9 protein-coding genes are annotated in these 15468 nt (G+C 73.3%); 1 reads left to right on the top strand and 8 read right to left on the bottom strand.

All coding sequences use genetic code 11. The features are described from left to right. Window positions 1–86: 86 nt before the first annotated feature. The 5 genes from menB to R3E98_09595 all read right to left on the bottom strand — a co-directional run bounded on the left by menB (window position 87) and on the right by R3E98_09595 (window position 5368). A complete protein-coding gene (gene menB / locus R3E98_09575) occupies window positions 87–923 on the bottom strand; it encodes a 1,4-dihydroxy-2-naphthoyl-CoA synthase (GenBank protein MEZ4423648.1) in 837 nt (278 codons plus the stop codon). Then, window positions 923–2677 (bottom strand): 2-succinyl-5-enolpyruvyl-6-hydroxy-3-cyclohexene-1-carboxylic-acid synthase, encoded by a 1755-nt coding sequence (gene menD, locus R3E98_09580; protein MEZ4423649.1) that lies wholly within the window; start codon window positions 2675–2677, stop codon window positions 923–925. Before menD ends, menB begins: the two co-directional genes overlap by 1 nt. 158 nt (window positions 2678–2835) lie before the next feature. Continuing rightward, on the bottom strand, window positions 2836–4227 hold the full coding sequence (locus tag R3E98_09585) for an isochorismate synthase (protein MEZ4423650.1): 1392 nt from the start codon (window positions 4225–4227) through the stop codon (window positions 2836–2838). Window positions 4228–4359: 132 nt separating this feature from the next. After that, window positions 4360–4848: a DUF6174 domain-containing protein gene (locus R3E98_09590; GenBank protein MEZ4423651.1), complete on the bottom strand. Its 489-nt coding sequence runs from the start codon at window positions 4846–4848 to the stop codon at window positions 4360–4362. Window positions 4849–4966: 118 nt separating this feature from the next. Continuing rightward, the gene (locus R3E98_09595; GenBank protein MEZ4423652.1) at window positions 4967–5368 is read right to left on the bottom strand and encodes a hypothetical protein; all 402 of its coding nucleotides are present in this window, start codon (window positions 5366–5368) and stop codon (window positions 4967–4969) included. A 167-nt stretch (window positions 5369–5535) separates the two neighbouring features. Here R3E98_09595 and R3E98_09600 point away from each other — a divergent pair, with 167 nt between their 5' ends. Continuing rightward, window positions 5536–6072: a DUF5698 domain-containing protein gene (locus R3E98_09600; GenBank protein ID MEZ4423653.1), complete on the top strand. Its 537-nt coding sequence runs from the start codon at window positions 5536–5538 to the stop codon at window positions 6070–6072. 69 nt (window positions 6073–6141) lie between these two features. On the opposite strand, the gene R3E98_09605 is transcribed toward R3E98_09600, so the two are convergent. From R3E98_09605 to R3E98_09615, 3 genes are all read right to left on the bottom strand, one after another. Then, window positions 6142–8946, bottom strand: a complete 2805-nt coding sequence (locus tag R3E98_09605; protein MEZ4423654.1) for an Ig-like domain-containing protein — start codon at window positions 8944–8946, stop codon at window positions 6142–6144. Beyond that, window positions 8907–11006, bottom strand: coding sequence for a fibronectin type III domain-containing protein (locus R3E98_09610; protein MEZ4423655.1), 2100 nt, complete (start codon window positions 11004–11006; stop codon window positions 8907–8909). The genes R3E98_09605 and R3E98_09610 overlap by 40 nt, the downstream gene beginning before the upstream one ends. Window positions 11007–11249: 243 nt before the next feature. Then, the gene (locus R3E98_09615; GenBank protein MEZ4423656.1) at window positions 11250–15464 is read right to left on the bottom strand and encodes a choice-of-anchor D domain-containing protein; all 4215 of its coding nucleotides are present in this window, start codon (window positions 15462–15464) and stop codon (window positions 11250–11252) included. Window positions 15465–15468 lie beyond the last annotated feature (4 nt).

The raw sequence follows: 15468 nt of genomic DNA on the forward strand, positions 1-15468 counted from the left end.
CGACGGCAACGACGGCCGAGTCGCCGACGACGATCGCCGGTTCGACGACGACGAGCCGACTCGCGTCCTGCCGCCCCCCTGCCCGCTCAGGGCAACCACGGGTACCGGCGGAAGTCCGGCGGCCGCTTCTCCAGGAAGGCGTTCTTCCCTTCCTGTCCCTGCTCGGTCATGTAGAACAGCAGGGTCGCGTTGCCCGCGAGCTCCTGCAGCCCCGTCTGTCCGTCCACGTCGGCGTTGAACGCGGCCTTCAGGCAGCGGATGGCCAGCGGGCTCTTGTCCAGGATCTCCTGCGCCCACTGCCAGCCCTCGGCCTCGAGCTGATCCACCGGGACCACCTTGTTCACGAGGCCCATCTCCAGTGCCTCCTGCGCATCGTACTGACGGCAGAGGTACCAGATCTCGCGCGCCTTCTTCTGTCCGATGATGCGCGCGAGGTAGGACGCGCCGAAGCCGCCGTCGAAGCTGCCGACCTTGGGACCGGTCTGACCGAAGATCGCGTTGTCCGCCGCGATGGTCAGGTCGCACACCACGTGCAGCACGTGTCCGCCGCCGATCGCGTAGCCCGCCACGAGCGCGATGACCGGCTTCGGCATGGTGCGCATGAAACGCTGAAGCTCCAGCACGTTCAGACGCGGCACGCCGTCGCGGCCCACGTATCCGGCCTCGCCGCGCACACGCTGGTCGCCGCCCGAGCAGAACGAGTACTTGCCGTCTTCGGCCGGCCCGTTCCCGGTGAGCAGCACCACGCCGATGGAGGTGTCCTCGTTCGCGTCGCGGAACGCCTCGGAGAGCTCGAAGAGCGTCTCGGGCCGAAACGCGTTGCGCACCTCGGGTCGGTTGAACGCGATGCGCGCGACCCCGTTGCTCTTGTGGTACGTGATGTCCTCGTAGTCCTTGACCTTCTGCCAGTCGGGCTTCGTCATCATCCTCGAGTCGGTTCGTGGGACAGGGCTCGCTCCACCGCATCCTGCACCGCATCGGCCACCGCGCGTTGGCGGCGGTGGACGGCGTCGCGGTCGGTCCGCACCTCGACGATGCGGACCCCTCCGGCGGCCAGCGCAGCGCGGACGGCATCGCCCACGTCCGCTGCGGCCACCGACGAGAAGGGAAGATCGTACAGCGCCGCCGCGTGGCGGAAGTCCAGGCCGTGAGGCGTCGCGAAGAACCGGGTGAACTCGGGCTCGTGCGTGCGGATGGGCAGGCGGTGGAAGATCCCCCCTCCGTCGTTGTGCACCAGCACCAGGACGAGCGCGGCCCCCTCCTCGCGGGCGGCCAACAGCCCGTTCATGTCGTGCACGAACGCGAGGTCCCCCACCAGGGCGGCCGTCGGGCCCGCCGCCGACGACGCCACACCGAACGCGGTGGAGACGATCCCGTCGATCCCGCTCGCGCCCCGATTGCCCAGGATGCGCAGGTCGCGCGCGGCGGGGAGCACGTAGGCGTCCACGTCCCGGATCGGCATGCTGTTGGACACGAACAATGTCGCGCCGTCCGGCAGCGCGTCGGCCACCCGGGCCGCCACCAGGCCCTCGAACGCTTCGCCGGCAAAGGCCTCCGCGAGCGCCGTCCGGGCCGCCTCGTCCGCGGCCGCCCAGCGCGCGTTCCAGGCGGGATGGCTCCAGCCGCCCTTGAGCGCACCCGCGAGCGCCTCCATGGCCTCGAGCGGATCGGCGCGCACGAGCGTCGTGGCCACCGCCAGATGGTCCTTCCAGCGCGCACCAGGATCGATCACGATCTGCGGCACGTCGAGCGCCTCCAACCAGTCGAGCAATCGCTGCGAGGTAGGGCTGGCCCCGAAGCGCAGCACCAGGTCGGGCGCGAGCGCGTCCCGCACCGACCCGCGACCGAGGAAGAGGTCGTAGGCCGCGACGGCCGGCGTCTGCAGCAGGTGCGTGCGCCGCGCGCCGGACAACGGGTCCGCCAACAGCGGGAAGTCGGACAGCGCACGTGCCTTCTCCAGGGCGCGCGCCGTGCGTCGATCGTCCAGTGCCGGTCCCGCCACCAGCAGCCCGCGACTGGCGCCGCTCACGGCCTGCGCCAGCAAGCGGACGGTGGGCTCGTCCACCGCCACCCGCGGCGTGACCACCTGCGTATACGCTCCGCCCTCCGCGCGACCCGAGGCCGCGCGCGGGTGCTCGTCGGCGAACCGCTCCGGCAGATCGCCGGGCACCGGCGTCGGCTCCAGCGGCTTGGCGAACGGCACGTTCAGGTGCACGGGCCCCGGATCCGGTCCCATGGCCAGCGCCACCGCGCGCGCTGCGGTCTGCCGCAGGTGCCGGAGCGCCCGATCCTCCACCTCCGGGTGCGCGCACTCGAAGAACGCGCGCACGTATCCGCCGAACAGGCGGACCTGATCGATGGCCTGGTTGGCGTCCGCTCCCCGGAGCGCAATCGGACGATCCGCGGTCAGGAGCAGCAGCGGGGTCTCGGACTGGGATGCCTCCACCACCGCGGGCAGCAGGTTGGCCGCGGCCGTGCCGGACGTGGTCACCACAGCGGCGGGCCGGCGCGTGGCCTTCCCCACCCCCAGCGCGAAGAACGCGGCCGAGCGCTCGTCCAGGTGTACGTGCAGCGTGAACACGTCCGCGGCGGCCAGCGCCAGCACCAGCGGCGTCGAGCGCGAGCCCGGCGCGATCGAGACGTGCTCCACTCCGGCGCGTGTCAGCTCCTCGATCAAGGCGCGTGCCCAGACCTGGTTGCGGTTCGCATCCGGCGCGCGCGCGTCCGGGTCCTGCGGCGCATCGAGGTCCTGCGGCGCGTCGAGGTCCTGCGGAGCATCGAGGTCCTGCGGAACGGGCGCGTCCCCCCGCTCTCCCCTGTCGTGCCTCGGCCCGCTCACCCGGCCCGCCCCAATGCCCGCGCGGCCGTCTCCAGCTTGAGCTGCGTCTCGTCCCATTCGCGCTCCGGATCGGAGCCCTCCACGATGCCCGCGCCCGCGAAGAGATGGCAGCGGTCTCCCTCCAGCAATGCACAGCGCAGCGCAGGCGCGGTGACGCCGTTCCCCCGCGCATCCAGCCACCCCACCGGCGCGCCGTACCAACCCCGATCGAAGCCCTCCTCGCGCTCCAGGAACGCGAGCGCGGGCGCGCGCGGCTGACCGCACACCGCCGGTGTGGGATGCAGGCGTTCGATCAGGTCCAGCACCGTCACCGTGCCCGGCAGCCGCGCGCGGATGCGCGTCTCCAGGTGGTGGATCCCCGGCAGCGTGAGCACGTGGGGCGCATCGTCCTCGCGCACGTCCGCGCCGATGGCGCCCAACTGTTCGACCACCTCCTGCACGACCACGTCGTGCTCGCGGCGGTCCTTCTCACTCGAGAGCAGCCGCTCGGCCTGCGCGCGGTCGGCGTGCGCATCGGCACCCCGGCGGATGGAGCCCGCCACGGCAGTGGCATAGGCCTCCCCGTCGTGCACGCGCGCCAAGGTCTCCGGCGATGCGCCGAGCAGGGCGACGCCCGGCTCCGGCTCGAACAGGAACACCCGGGCCTCGGAGGCGGGCGTGTAGAGCCGCCGCGTCGCGAGCAGCGCGTCCACGCCCCGCGCGCGGTCGAGCGTGAGCGAGCGCGCGAGCACCACCTTCCGGAAACGGCCCGCCCGGATGGCGGTGAGCGCCCGCTCGACGCGGGCCACCCAGGCCGCGTGGTCCGCCTCCGATCCGGGCACCGTGGGCGAGGGCACGTCGGCCGGGGGCGCCGTCGCCGACGCCTCCTCCGCAAGCAAGCCCTCGAGCCCCTCCAGCTCCGCGCGGAGCGCGGTGCGGACCGCCCGGTCGTCGTCTCCCTCCCTCAGCGCGGCCCGCCCGATCAGACGATAGGCCTCCCCATCGGTGCGCAGCTCGACGCGCGGCACCTGGAAGCGCGCGGCCGGGAAGGCCGCCCACCGGGGATCCGGGGACCGGTGCGCCGAGAACGAGAAGCCGCCGAAGACGCGGGGCTCGCTGCCGCCGTCCGCGCCGTTCCGATGGGAGAGCGCCGCCAGCCACCGCCGGGCGGCGGCCATGCGGTCCGGCTCGTCCGCGGCGGGGATCCACTCGGCCACGGCGCCACCGTGGGCCACCCAGCCCCCGCCTCGCCCCCAGAACCCGCGGGGCTGGCCCTGGAAGCGCTCCAGGAGGAGCCAGGGAGAGGCCCGCGCCACCCGAAGCGATTCGGTGACGAACGGCGACGGCGGACCGGCTGCCGGGCCGCTCGGGACGACGGGATTCAGGATGGGGGCGCTGCGCTCGGCCAAGGGGCGACGGGATCCGGGGACGGGTGCGAACCCGGCAATATCAGCAGCGCCGCCCGCCGCTCAAAGCCCGCCCCGGGCGGTGCGCGCGCGAGCCGCCGGGGCGCGCTACCGCTGACGTGCCCCAACCCCTTGTCAGGGAAGGGGTTGGAAGCCGCGCCCGCCTCCCCCGTCCAGCAGCTGGAAGTCCTGGGACCGGAGCGTGAGCTCCTCGTCCACGGCGAACTCCAGGTAGTCGATGGCGATCACCAGCGGGATCCCGTAGACCGGATCGTACGCGACCTCCAGCTCGTGCGCGTCCTGGTCGAGCGCATCGTCGATCACCTCGAACAGCCCGTCCACGTCCGGGAACAGGGTCGGGTCCCCCAGGACCGGCGTGCCGTCGTCCACGTAGGTGCGCGACGCGACCACACCGTTCCGGACCGTCACCCGCACCCAGCGCGAGACGTCGGCCGCGCAGAAGCAGAGCCGTTGCACGTCGATGCGATACTCGTCGATGCCCCGGTCGGCCCAGCGCTCCTGCGCCTCCTCGAGCCGCTCCCGCTCGGTGTCGGGATCGAGGATGTCGCAGCCGGCGAGGCCGGCCGCGAGGGCGCCGGCGAGCAGCACGAGTCGCAGGGACATGGTCAGGCGCTCCGGTAGAGGGGTCTGCCGAAGAACGCGTGGAGCGGGCAGGATGGGACAGGACACCCGCCCACCGCTTGGACGGGGCGCCGGGCCCGAGCCCGCGCCCGGCCGCGACTCAGTTCAGACGGCGACCGGACATGGAGCCGCCATCGCCGCCCAGTCCCCAGGAGCCCTCGTATGTGTCCCCGTCGAAGACCATCACCATGTCCAGCACGTCGCCCATGGCGTTGGCCAGCAACCGCATCTCCCGACCGTCCAGCTCGGCGGAGTCGATGGGGAAGCTGCCCATGCCCAGGCTGGCGTCCGGCGCGATGGTCCCGCCCCAGGTACCGCCCTCCTGCACCAGCGTGATCGTCCCTCCGACGGTCATGCCCTGGGCCGTGGTGCTGAAGCTCCAGGTCCCGGCGGGCGACCAGGCCGGCGCGGCCGCCTCCGGGGTCGCCGACCCGCCTACGCTGGAGCAGGCCGCCAGCGCCATTCCCCCGACCAGGATCACTGCAAACGCACGTCGACGCATCGGGTCCCCCCTGTTCTTCCGGAAGCTACGGTCCGATGGCCCTGCGAGGCCCGGACTCCTGTTATCATGATGCCCGTACGCGGCTGCACCGCGCGCCGGTTTCGTCCAAGATGATCGGAGCGCCCCGCGGCCGCGAGCCCGTTCGCTCCATTCCTCGAAGATCCTGCATGCTCGACGCGATGTTCGCGGGCCCCTGGGGGCCTCTGCTGATCTTCTGCCTGCGCGTCGTCGACGTGTCCATGGCGACGACGCGCACGCTGCTCATCGTGCGCGGCGCACGTCGCATCGTACCGGTGATCGGCTTCGCCGAAGCGATGATCTGGGTGCTGGCCGTGGGGTCGGCCATCCGGCACCTGGACAGCGGCTGGCACCTGCTGGGCTACGGCGCCGGGTTCGCCACCGGCAACGTCGTGGGCCTGTGGATCGAGGACCGGCTGGCGCTCGGCGTGGCCACGATCATGGCCGTCTCACCCCAGCGCGGGGGAGAGCTCGCAGACGCGCTGCGCACCGAGGGCGTGGGCGCCACGCAACTGGCCGGCTACGGCAAGGACGGTCCCGTGGGGGTGGTCTATTCCACCGTGCGCCGCCGCGAGGTGCGGCGCGTGCTGGGCATCCTGCACCGCGTGGATCCCAACGCGTTCATCACCGTGGAGGAACCGCGCTCGGTGCAGCGCGGCTGGATGTTCCCGCTCCGGCGCAAGTAGCGTTCTCCGGGCAGGGTCTCGAACGCGAGAGCGCACGGCCGGGGCATCCCGGGCGGGCGTGCGCGTGGCCTACCCGCCTCCCACGCGTGCCGGCTCGGAGCGATTCGTGCGCGTTCCGTCCCCCAGCTGACCTTCCACGTTGAAGCCCCAGCAGTGCGTGCGGCCCGACGCCTCCGTGGCGCACGTGTGCGCGCCGCTCGCCTGCACGGCCGTGAAGGTGAGGCCGCCGGTGACGGCCACGGGGCCGCGTCGGTCCTCCAGCGTGCCATCCCCGAGCTGTCCGTACGTGTTGCGGCCCCAGCACCAGACCTCGCCACCCATGGCGAGCGCGCACGTATGCACCCCTCCGGTGGCCACGGCACGCCACGGTCCGCCGTCCACGCGCGTGGGTGCATTGCGCGCGTCGGTGTCGCCGGTGCCGAGCTGCCCGTAGTTGTTCTGCCCCCAGCAGGCGAGCGCACCGTCGGACGCCACGGCGCAGGTGTGGGCGCTGCCCGCGGCGATGTGGCGGAAGCCGCGTTCGCTGTCGACGCGGCCGGGCTCGAGGTGGTCCTCCGTGCCGCCGTCTCCCAGCTGTCCGAACGCGTTGCGTCCCCAGCAGAAGGCGGCGCCGTCGGTGGCGAGCGCACACGTGTGCGTCCAGCCGGTGGAGATCTCCTGCAGCGGCCGGTTCAGGGCGATGCGCACCGGATTCGCGCGGTCGGTGCGGCTGCCGTCTCCCAATTGGCCGTTGGCGTTGGAGCCCCAGCACCATCCCTGGCCGCCGCGACTGACCGCGCAGGTATGGGCGGGCCCCGCTGCGATCTGGCGGAAGCGGACTTCGGTGACCACGGGGGTGGGGTCGGTGTGCGAGACGCCGTCCCCCGTGCCCAGCTGACCGCTGGCGTTGTCCCCCCAGCAGAGCGCACGGCCCTCCGACGTGACGCCGCACGTATGCGCCAGGCCCGCCGCCACGCTGCTGAAGTCGTGCTCGGCCGCCGCGGACACGGGCACGCGGCTCCCTCCGGTGGAGCCGTTGCCCAGCTGGCCGGTCTGGTTGGACCCCCAGCACCGCAGACGCCCGGTGCCCGCGAGCTGGCACGTATGGGTGCCGCCGGTCACCACCCCGGCCTGCACGCCCAGACGGGGATACACCAGCGTGGCCGTCGCGGCCGCGGACAGCGCCGGCTGGTCACGCACGCGCGCCTCCAGCGTGGGCTGCGCGGCGCCTTCTCCGAGCGTCCACCAGGCCCGCACCACGCCGGTCGAGTCGGTCTCGGCCGACGTGGGGCTCACGGAGCCGGATCCACCCACGTCGAACTCCACCGTCACGCCGGGTACGGGATTGCCCTGGGCGTCGGTCACCATCAGCACGAGGGCCGAGTCGAGCTGCAGGTTCGGCGTCCCGGTCTGGTCCGCGCCGGCCAGCAGCCGCACACCCGCCGCCTGTCCGGCGACGGCGGTCGCGGCGAAGGCCACGCCCGCACCATCCTCGTAGCCTTCCACGCGTGCGGTCACGTACTGCTGCTCCGCTGCCCGTCCGAGCCGCCATGCCGCGCGAGCCACGCCGCTCGAGTCCGTGAACGCGAGGATCGGCGAAACGGTGCCGCCCCCGGCCGTGGACTCGAAGTAGATCCGCACGCGCGGCACCGGCACCCCGGCGGCATCCTCGACCCGCACGGCGATGGAGTCCACCAGACGCGCCCCCGCGGGCGCCTGCTGCCCATCCCCGCCCACGAGCACCATGCGGGCCGGCACCGTTCCGGGCTCCGCCTCGGGGTCGGCCGGCTCGTCGGAGAAGGCCACCACCACCGGTTGGGAGGGAGGCTCGGCGAGCGACACCACGGGTCCGCCGAGCGCGTCGGAGCCCGTGCGCACGCGCACCACTACGGCGACCGTGGTGGCCGCCAGGATGAGCGCCAGCCCGGTCAGCAGCGCGGGGCTGAGGCGCCGCCGGCGCCCCTCCTCCCCGTCGAAGCGCAGCGGGCTCTGCTGCCACTCGGTGATCCCACGCGGAATCGAGGCGCTGGGCGCAGCGAACGGGTCGCGGCGCGGCGGCGGCGGCGGCGGGGCATAGCCGCTCGCGACCTCGAACGGGGTCGGGCCCATCAGACCGGGAGGGACACTCCGGCCCTGCAGGTCGAGCTCCACCGTGGGCGGCCCGCCCGCCGGGGCCGGGTACCCGATGCCGGCCGGGGCACCCGACCAGGGCGGGGGGGCCGGAACGCCCGGGGACGTCGCGCTGCGGCGGCCGGGAGGTGCCTCGCGGACGGGGTCGGACGGATCGGGCTCCTCGTCGAGGAGCGGCGCCTCCGCCATCCAGGGTGCCAGGGATGCGCCCCCCCCACCGCCGAACGAATGGGCGATCCGTTCGACCTCGTGGTCGGTCTCGCGCCCGTAGCGGGCGATGCGGGCCCGGCGGCGCCGGTCGTACGCGCCCACCATCAGGCCCCGGACGAGGGTGGCCAGCCCCAACACGCCCGCCACCAGGGCCGCCCACCCCCACCAGGGCAGACGGTCCACCGAGCAGCCCCGCTCATCGACCGTGTCGCCCGGGGCGCTGTCCGGACACCAGTCGGCGAAGACCGGGATGCCGTCTCCGTCCGCGTCGGGATCGACGTCGTAGGGGCTGGGCGCGGCCTGGGCGGCGCCGGCCGTGTCGAACAAAGCCCGGGCGCGGGCCAGCGAGTCCGCGAGGGCCGCGATGGGATCGGGGCCCGCCGGCGGCGGATCGGCCACCTGGGCGGCGGCCGAATCCGGGGGCTCCTGCGCCGCCACCGTCCCCCCCGCGCCCGTGAGGACGAGCGCGAGGAGGAGGCGGAGGAGCAGACGCGGAGCCGGCGAGCGCAGGGGCGTCAGGGGGTCAGGACCGTGACCGCATTCGAGACGGTGCACCACGAGGTGGCGCAGGCGGCGACCCGGTAGAAGTACACGGTCAACGGCGCCACGGAGGTATCGGCGTACGTGGTGCTGTCGGCTGGAAGCTGGGTGAGCGTCTGCCAGCCCGCCGCCGTGAGGCGTTGGACCAGGAACAGCGTCTCGTTGGTGCTGTTGTCCACCCACTGCAGATCCACCTGGCTGCTGGTGGCGCTCGTCACCACGAGATTGGAGGGCGGAACCGGAGGCATGGTCACCCCCACGCCCACCCAGGCGGAGCAGCCGGCGGCGTTGCACGCGCGCACCTGCCACTCGTGCGGCTCGCCTGCCGCCAGGCCGGAATCCCGATAGACCTGGGTGTTGGGGGGCAGGCTCGCGACGGGCGTGAATGCGCCACCTTGGGTCCGGCGCTCCACCTCGTACCGAGTCTCGTTGGTACTCGCGTCCGTCCAGCGGAGATCCACTTCGGTCGCCGACACCGGTGCCACGGTCAGCCCCGTGGGGGCGGCCGGGACGGTCGGCCCACCCGGCGTGGTCACGCTGGCGGTGTTCGAGAACCCCGAGCACCCGACGGCGTTGCAGGCCCGCACGCGGTAGAGGAAGGTCGTGGCGGCCGCCAGCCCCGGGTCGGTGTGGCCGGTCGCGTTCGCCGCCGGCGTGGCGACCGTGGTCCAGCTGGCGCCGCCATCCGCGCTGCGCTGGAGCTCCTGGCCGGTCTCGGTCGTGGCGTTGTCCACCCAGCTCAGCTGCGCGGCGGACGTTCCCGACAGGCTGGCCGACAGTCCGCTGGGTGCGGCCGGAACGGTCGCCGCCGGAGCCTGCACGGTCAGGCGCACGGCCACGAAGCGCGGGCTGTTGGCGGCGCTGCCCCGCACCTCCACCGACGCGTCGTAGGTCCCCGGGCTCAGCCCCGCCAGGCCGGCCGTCAGGGAGAGGGTGGTCGGCGCCGTCGTGCCGGAGAGGCGCGCCGTCAGCCAGCCCGACGGCTGACCCGACCCGTAGCTCACGGAGGTCCCCAGCCCGTCCAGGACACCGTCGCCCGCGTTGCGGACCTGCACGGTGCTCGTGGGAGCCGCGGCCTGGCCCTGCGCGCCCACCAGGGTGACGGACGCCGGGGTCACGTCCAGCGTGGGCGGGAGGGAATCGACGACATAGACGACCTGGAGCAGTCGGCTGGAGACGCCGGGCCGGCTCGAGGCCACCAGCACCTCGGCCTCGTAGCGCCCCGGCGTGAGCGTCCGTCCGTCGGCCGTCACGTTGAGGGTGACGGGCGCCACGGCACCGCTCAACGTCGCGCTCAGCCAGCCGGTGGGGCCCCCGGCCCGGTAGCGCGGCGTGGCCGACAGCCCGTCCAGCGGACCCGTCCCGCCGTTGACGACATCGACGCTGCCGGTGGCGAGCGGCCGACCCCGCAACACGAGACTGTCCGCGCTGAGGCGTAGATCCGGTCCCGGCGGGGCCACCGTCAGGGTCACCGCCAGATCGCTGGACGATCCGGAACGACGGGACCGGACGGACACGCGCGCGCCGTACGTGCCGGTGCCGAGTGCCGCGAGCCGCGGCTGCACCCGCAACGTGGTGGGGGCCGTGGCGGAGGCGAGCGTCGCGTCCAACCACCCCGACGCCCCGCTCTGATAGACGATCTCCACCTCGAGGTCGGTGAGCGTGACGCCGCCGCCGTCATCCACGGCCACCAGCGTCGCGGTCGGATCGCTACCTCCTTCCGCGCCACGGAAGTCGAGGGAGGAGGTGCCGAGCGAGACCTGCCCGGGGAGGCCCACGGAGATTGCCGCCGACCCGGCCACGCCCGCTCCGGTGACCGTGACGGCCACGGCACCCGGCGCAATGCCGGTGACGCGACCCGCGGCGTCGACGGTGGCGCGATCGGGGTCGCTCGAGCGCCAGGTCAGCGGTGTCCCTCCGAGCGCGCTCCCGTCGGGTGCGCGCGGCGTTGCCGTGAGCTGCACGACCTCGCCCACCGCGATCTCGACCGAGCGCGGCGCGATGTCGATCGAGCTCACCGCCAGCGGACTGACCGAGACCTGATCACATCCGGCGATCGCCGTGCACAGGCACACGACCGCCCACCATGTTTTCCGTGGGGGGGGACCCCTGCGAACCAAACTCCGACCCTCCTCGACCCGACCCGGGACGGAATAGATCTCTTCGGTCGAATGCGCAACACCGCAGAGACAGCGGCCACGCGAGGGAACGCGGTTGCGCGGGGGAACGTGGATCGAGCCCGTACTGTCGCGGCGACGCAGCGGTTCAGACGCTGCGCCGCGGGCACCGGGAGATCCCGCGGGGTGCGGGTGGGAGCGCTACTGCGCCTGGAAGGAGATGTCCACCGTCACCGCGCTCACGCCCGTACCGGAGATGGTCACCCGAGCCGTGTAGGTGGCGCCCGACACCAGACCCGCGGTGGCCGGGTCCACCGTGAACGTGATCACCGAAGGCGTGCTGGTGGAGGACAACGACGTGGTCAGCCACCCCGTCACGCCACCGCCCGTGTAGGCGGTGCTGGCGGAGAGACCCCCGATGGGACCACCGCTACCGAGGTTGCTGAGGTTGGCGGTCTGGGAGGTGGTCCCCGAGCCGACCGTGGCGCTGAACGTCTTGCTGGCGTCGTCGACCCCAAGCGTGGGCGGCGCCAGCACTGCCATCACCACCGTCACGTCGCGCGGCGTGTTGGTCGCCCCGGGGACGAGGATGGACACGTTGGCGGTGTACGTGTTGGGCGTGAGCCCCGCAGAGGATGCATTCAGTGTAAGCGTCGCCGGTCCGCTGGTGGAGGACAGCGACGGCGTGAGCCAGCCGGAGCCGTTCACGTACGTCACCGACGTGCTGATGCCCGGCATGGGATTGCCGTTCTGCTCGGTGATCTGCACCACGTCGGAGAAGCTGCCGCCCTGCACCACCGTGTCCTGCACCGCGCTCTTGCTGATCACGATGGTGGGCGGCGGCGTCACCACGAACGTGACGTCGATGGTACGCGGGCTGTTGGTCACGCCGGTCGCGGTGGACGCGACCTGCACCTGCCCGGTGTACGTCCCGGCCCCGAGGCTGCCCAGATCCGCCTGGATGGTCACGGTGGCGGGCGCCGTGCCCGGCGAGACCGAGGCGGTCAGCCAGCTCCCCCCACTGGCCGTCACGCTCAGCCCGTTCAGCGTGCCACCGCCGCCGTTCGTGACGGAGACGGTCTGGTCTGCCGGATCCGCGCCTCCCTGCACCGATGCGAACGACACGCTGCTGCGCGACAGCGTGATGGACGGAGGCGGCGCCACGGTGTAGGTGACCGCGATCTGCTGCGGACTGTTGCTGGCGCCGGACGCGGTCACCGTGATGGTGGCGTTGTACGTACCCGGGCTCAAGCCATCCGTGGTGGGACGCACGATCAACGTCGCCGGCGCCGTGGTGCTGTTCAGCACCGGGCTGCCCAGCCAGTTGCTCCCGCTCTGGTAGCTCACCGACGTGGAGAGGCCGGTCAGGGTCTGACCACCCGTGTTGGTGATGTCGACCGTCTTCTGCGCCGGGATGCCCGTGTTCTGCGCGGTGGCGAACGACAGCGACGTGGTGCTGAGCCCGATGGTCGGTGGCGGCGGCGTCACCTCGAAGGTGACCGACACCGTCTGCGGGCTGTTGGTCACGCCCGCGGCGGTGGACGCCACGGAGACCGTGGCCGTGTAGCTGCCCGGCCCCAGCGACCCCACGGAGGGCTGCAGCGTCAGCGTGGTGGGCGCGCTGGCCCCGACCGAGGCGTTGAGCCAGCCGGTGGGCTGCCCCGACCCGTAGCTGACGGAGGCGGACAGCCCGTCCAGCGTGCCGCCCCCGCCGTTCGTGACGTTCACCGACTGCGAGGACGGGTTGGCCCCACCCTGCACGGCGGTGAACGAGCGCGCGCTGGCCGACAGCACGATGGAGGGAGGTGCCGCCACCGTATAGGTGACGCTCACGGTCTGCGGGCTGTTCGCCGCCCCGGGCGCTGTGACCGTCACGGTCCCCGAGTACGTGCCCGGCGAGAGCGATGCGGTGCTCGGCTGCACCGTGATGCTGGTGGGCGCCGTGGTGCCGTTCAGCGTCGCGCTCAACCAGGAGGCCGCGCCCGCGCTCACGGTGGCGGTCAGACCCGACAGGGTCTGCCCGCCGGTGTTGGTCACGGTCACCGTCTGTGCGGCGGGTGCGCTCGTGTTCTGCACCGCCGAGAACGACAGCGACGTGGGGGCCAGCCCGATGGCGGGCGGGGGCGGCGCCACCACGAAGGCGACGGCGATCGGCGTGCTGACCACTCCGCCGCTCGCGGTGGAGTTGAGCGTGATGCTGGCGTTGTACGTCCCCGGAGCGAGCGATCCCGTGGCGGCGCTCACCGTGAGCGTCGTCGGAGCCGACGTCCCGGCCAGAGACGCGGACAACCACCCCGTCGTGGCCCCCGCGTACTGGATGGACGTGGACAGCCCGTTCAGCGTCCCACCCCCCGTGTTGCTCACGCTGACGGTCTGCGTGGCGGGATTGCCGCCACCCTGCGTGGCGTTGAACGTCAGCGACGTGGGGTTGAGGCCGAATGCCGGCGGATCCGCCACCGTGAAGGTCACTGCCACCGTGCGCGTCAGCGCCACCGGGGAGGTGACCGGCACCGTGGCGGTGTACGTCCCCGCGGCCAATCCGGTGATGGACGGCGTAAGCGTCAGCGTCGCCGGAGCGTTGCTGCCGGACAGCGTCGCCGACAGCCAGCCGGAGGCACCGCCCGCGTAGGCGATGGTCCCGACCGCCAGCCCCGTCAGCGGCTGCCCCCCGGCGTTGGTCACGCTGACCGTGGCGGCGGACGGCGACGGCTGGCCCACGACGCCGTTGAACGGCACGCTGGTGGGGGACAGCCCGATCGAGGGCGCCGGCGTCAGCACCGTGAACGTCACGGTGATCGGCTCGGGCGAGTTGTTCGCGCCGGCCGCGGTGACGTTGACGGTGGCCGTGTAGGTGCCGGCACCGAGCGCGCCCGTCGTCGCAGCCAGCGTCACCGTGGCCGGGGCGCTGGTTCCACTCAACGAGGCGTTCAGCCAGCCGCTGGGCTGTCCCGGCGTGTAGGCCACCTGCGTGCCCAGGCCGGTCAGGGCGCCGGTGCCGGCGTTGCTGACCTGGACGCTCTGGGACGTGGGGTTGCCGGCGCCCTGGATGGCGCTGAAGCCGATCGAATCCTGCGAGAGCGCGATCAGCGGCCCGGAGGTGATCGTGAACACGACCCGCAGGAACACGGGCGAGTTGGCGGCCACCGACGAGACGATCTCGACCGAGGCCTCGTACGTGCCCGCGCCCAGCGAGCCGGGGTCCAGGGCGAGCTCGAGCGCGGTCGGCGCGGTGGTTCCGTCCAGCTGAGCCAGCAGCCACCCGGTCGGCTGTCCCGGCGCATACGACACCGAGCTGGCCAGGCCGCTCAGCGTTCCACCGCCGAGGTTGCGGATGGCGACGCTCCGGGGCGCGGGCAGCGAGGTGCCCACGGACCACGCGAAGTCGACCGTATCGGCAGCCAGCCCGATCCGGGGCGCGCCGCCGGCCTGCGCCACCGTGAACGTGACGGTCACCGCCTGCGGCGAATTGGCCGCGGCCGTCGACGCGACGCCCACCGTGGCCGTGTAGGTGCCCACCGGCAGGGTGCCCTGACGCGCCGACAGCGTGAGCTGCGTGGGCGCGGTGTTCGACTGCAGGGTGGCCGTCAGCCAGCCGCCCGGGCCACCGCCGTAGTCGATGGACGCCGTCAGGCCCGACAGCGTGCCCGAGCCCGCGTTGGTCACGTCCACGCTCTGCGGCAGCGGGACGGCCCCGCCGCTGTTGGCCTGGAACGCCACGGACGTGCGGCTCAGGCGGATGGACGCCGCGGTGCCGCGCACGGACAGGCGCGCGCGCACGGTGGTGGGCTCGTAGCCGGGCGCCGAGATCTCGACGTTGGCGCCGAAGTCCCCGACCGGGATGCCGTCGGCGTCCGCCGCCAACGTCAGCAACGCCGGTGTGGTCGTCGACGAGAGCCCGGCGCTCAGCCACCCGGTGGGCTGACCGGCGTCGTAGGTGACGGCGACCTGGAGCGCGTTGGCCTGCACGGCCCCGGCCGCGGAGATCACCACCGCCTTGGGCGCGGACGTGCTGCCGCCCGCCTGCGCCGTGAACGTCACGTCCGTGGAATCCACCCGGAAGCCTGCGGCGGCGCTGACCACCACGTCCGCCGTGCCCGTCACGCCGCCCACGCGCGCGCGCACGGTCGCGGAGCCGGCGGTCAACCCGCTCACCGTTCCCGTCGGGGAGACGCCCGCCACGGCGGGCGAGGAGCTGGACCAGTCGATCTGGCTGGCGGACAGGGGCGTGCCGTCCTCGTCGCGCACGACGGCCTGCAGCTGCCGACTCTCCCCCACCGCCAGGTTCACGGTGCCGGGCACCACCTCCACCGACACCACGAGCGGAGCCTGCACGGTGACGGCGTCGCAGGAGGCCGCCAGCGCGCAGCTGCCCAGCGCCAGCCAGCGGCGAAGGGTCCGGGGGAGGAGGGATGTCATCGCG

This window comes from Gemmatimonadota bacterium (assembly GCA_041390125.1).
In the GTDB taxonomy this organism is placed as follows: domain Bacteria; phylum Gemmatimonadota; class Gemmatimonadetes; order Longimicrobiales; family Gaopeijiaceae; genus JAGQIF01.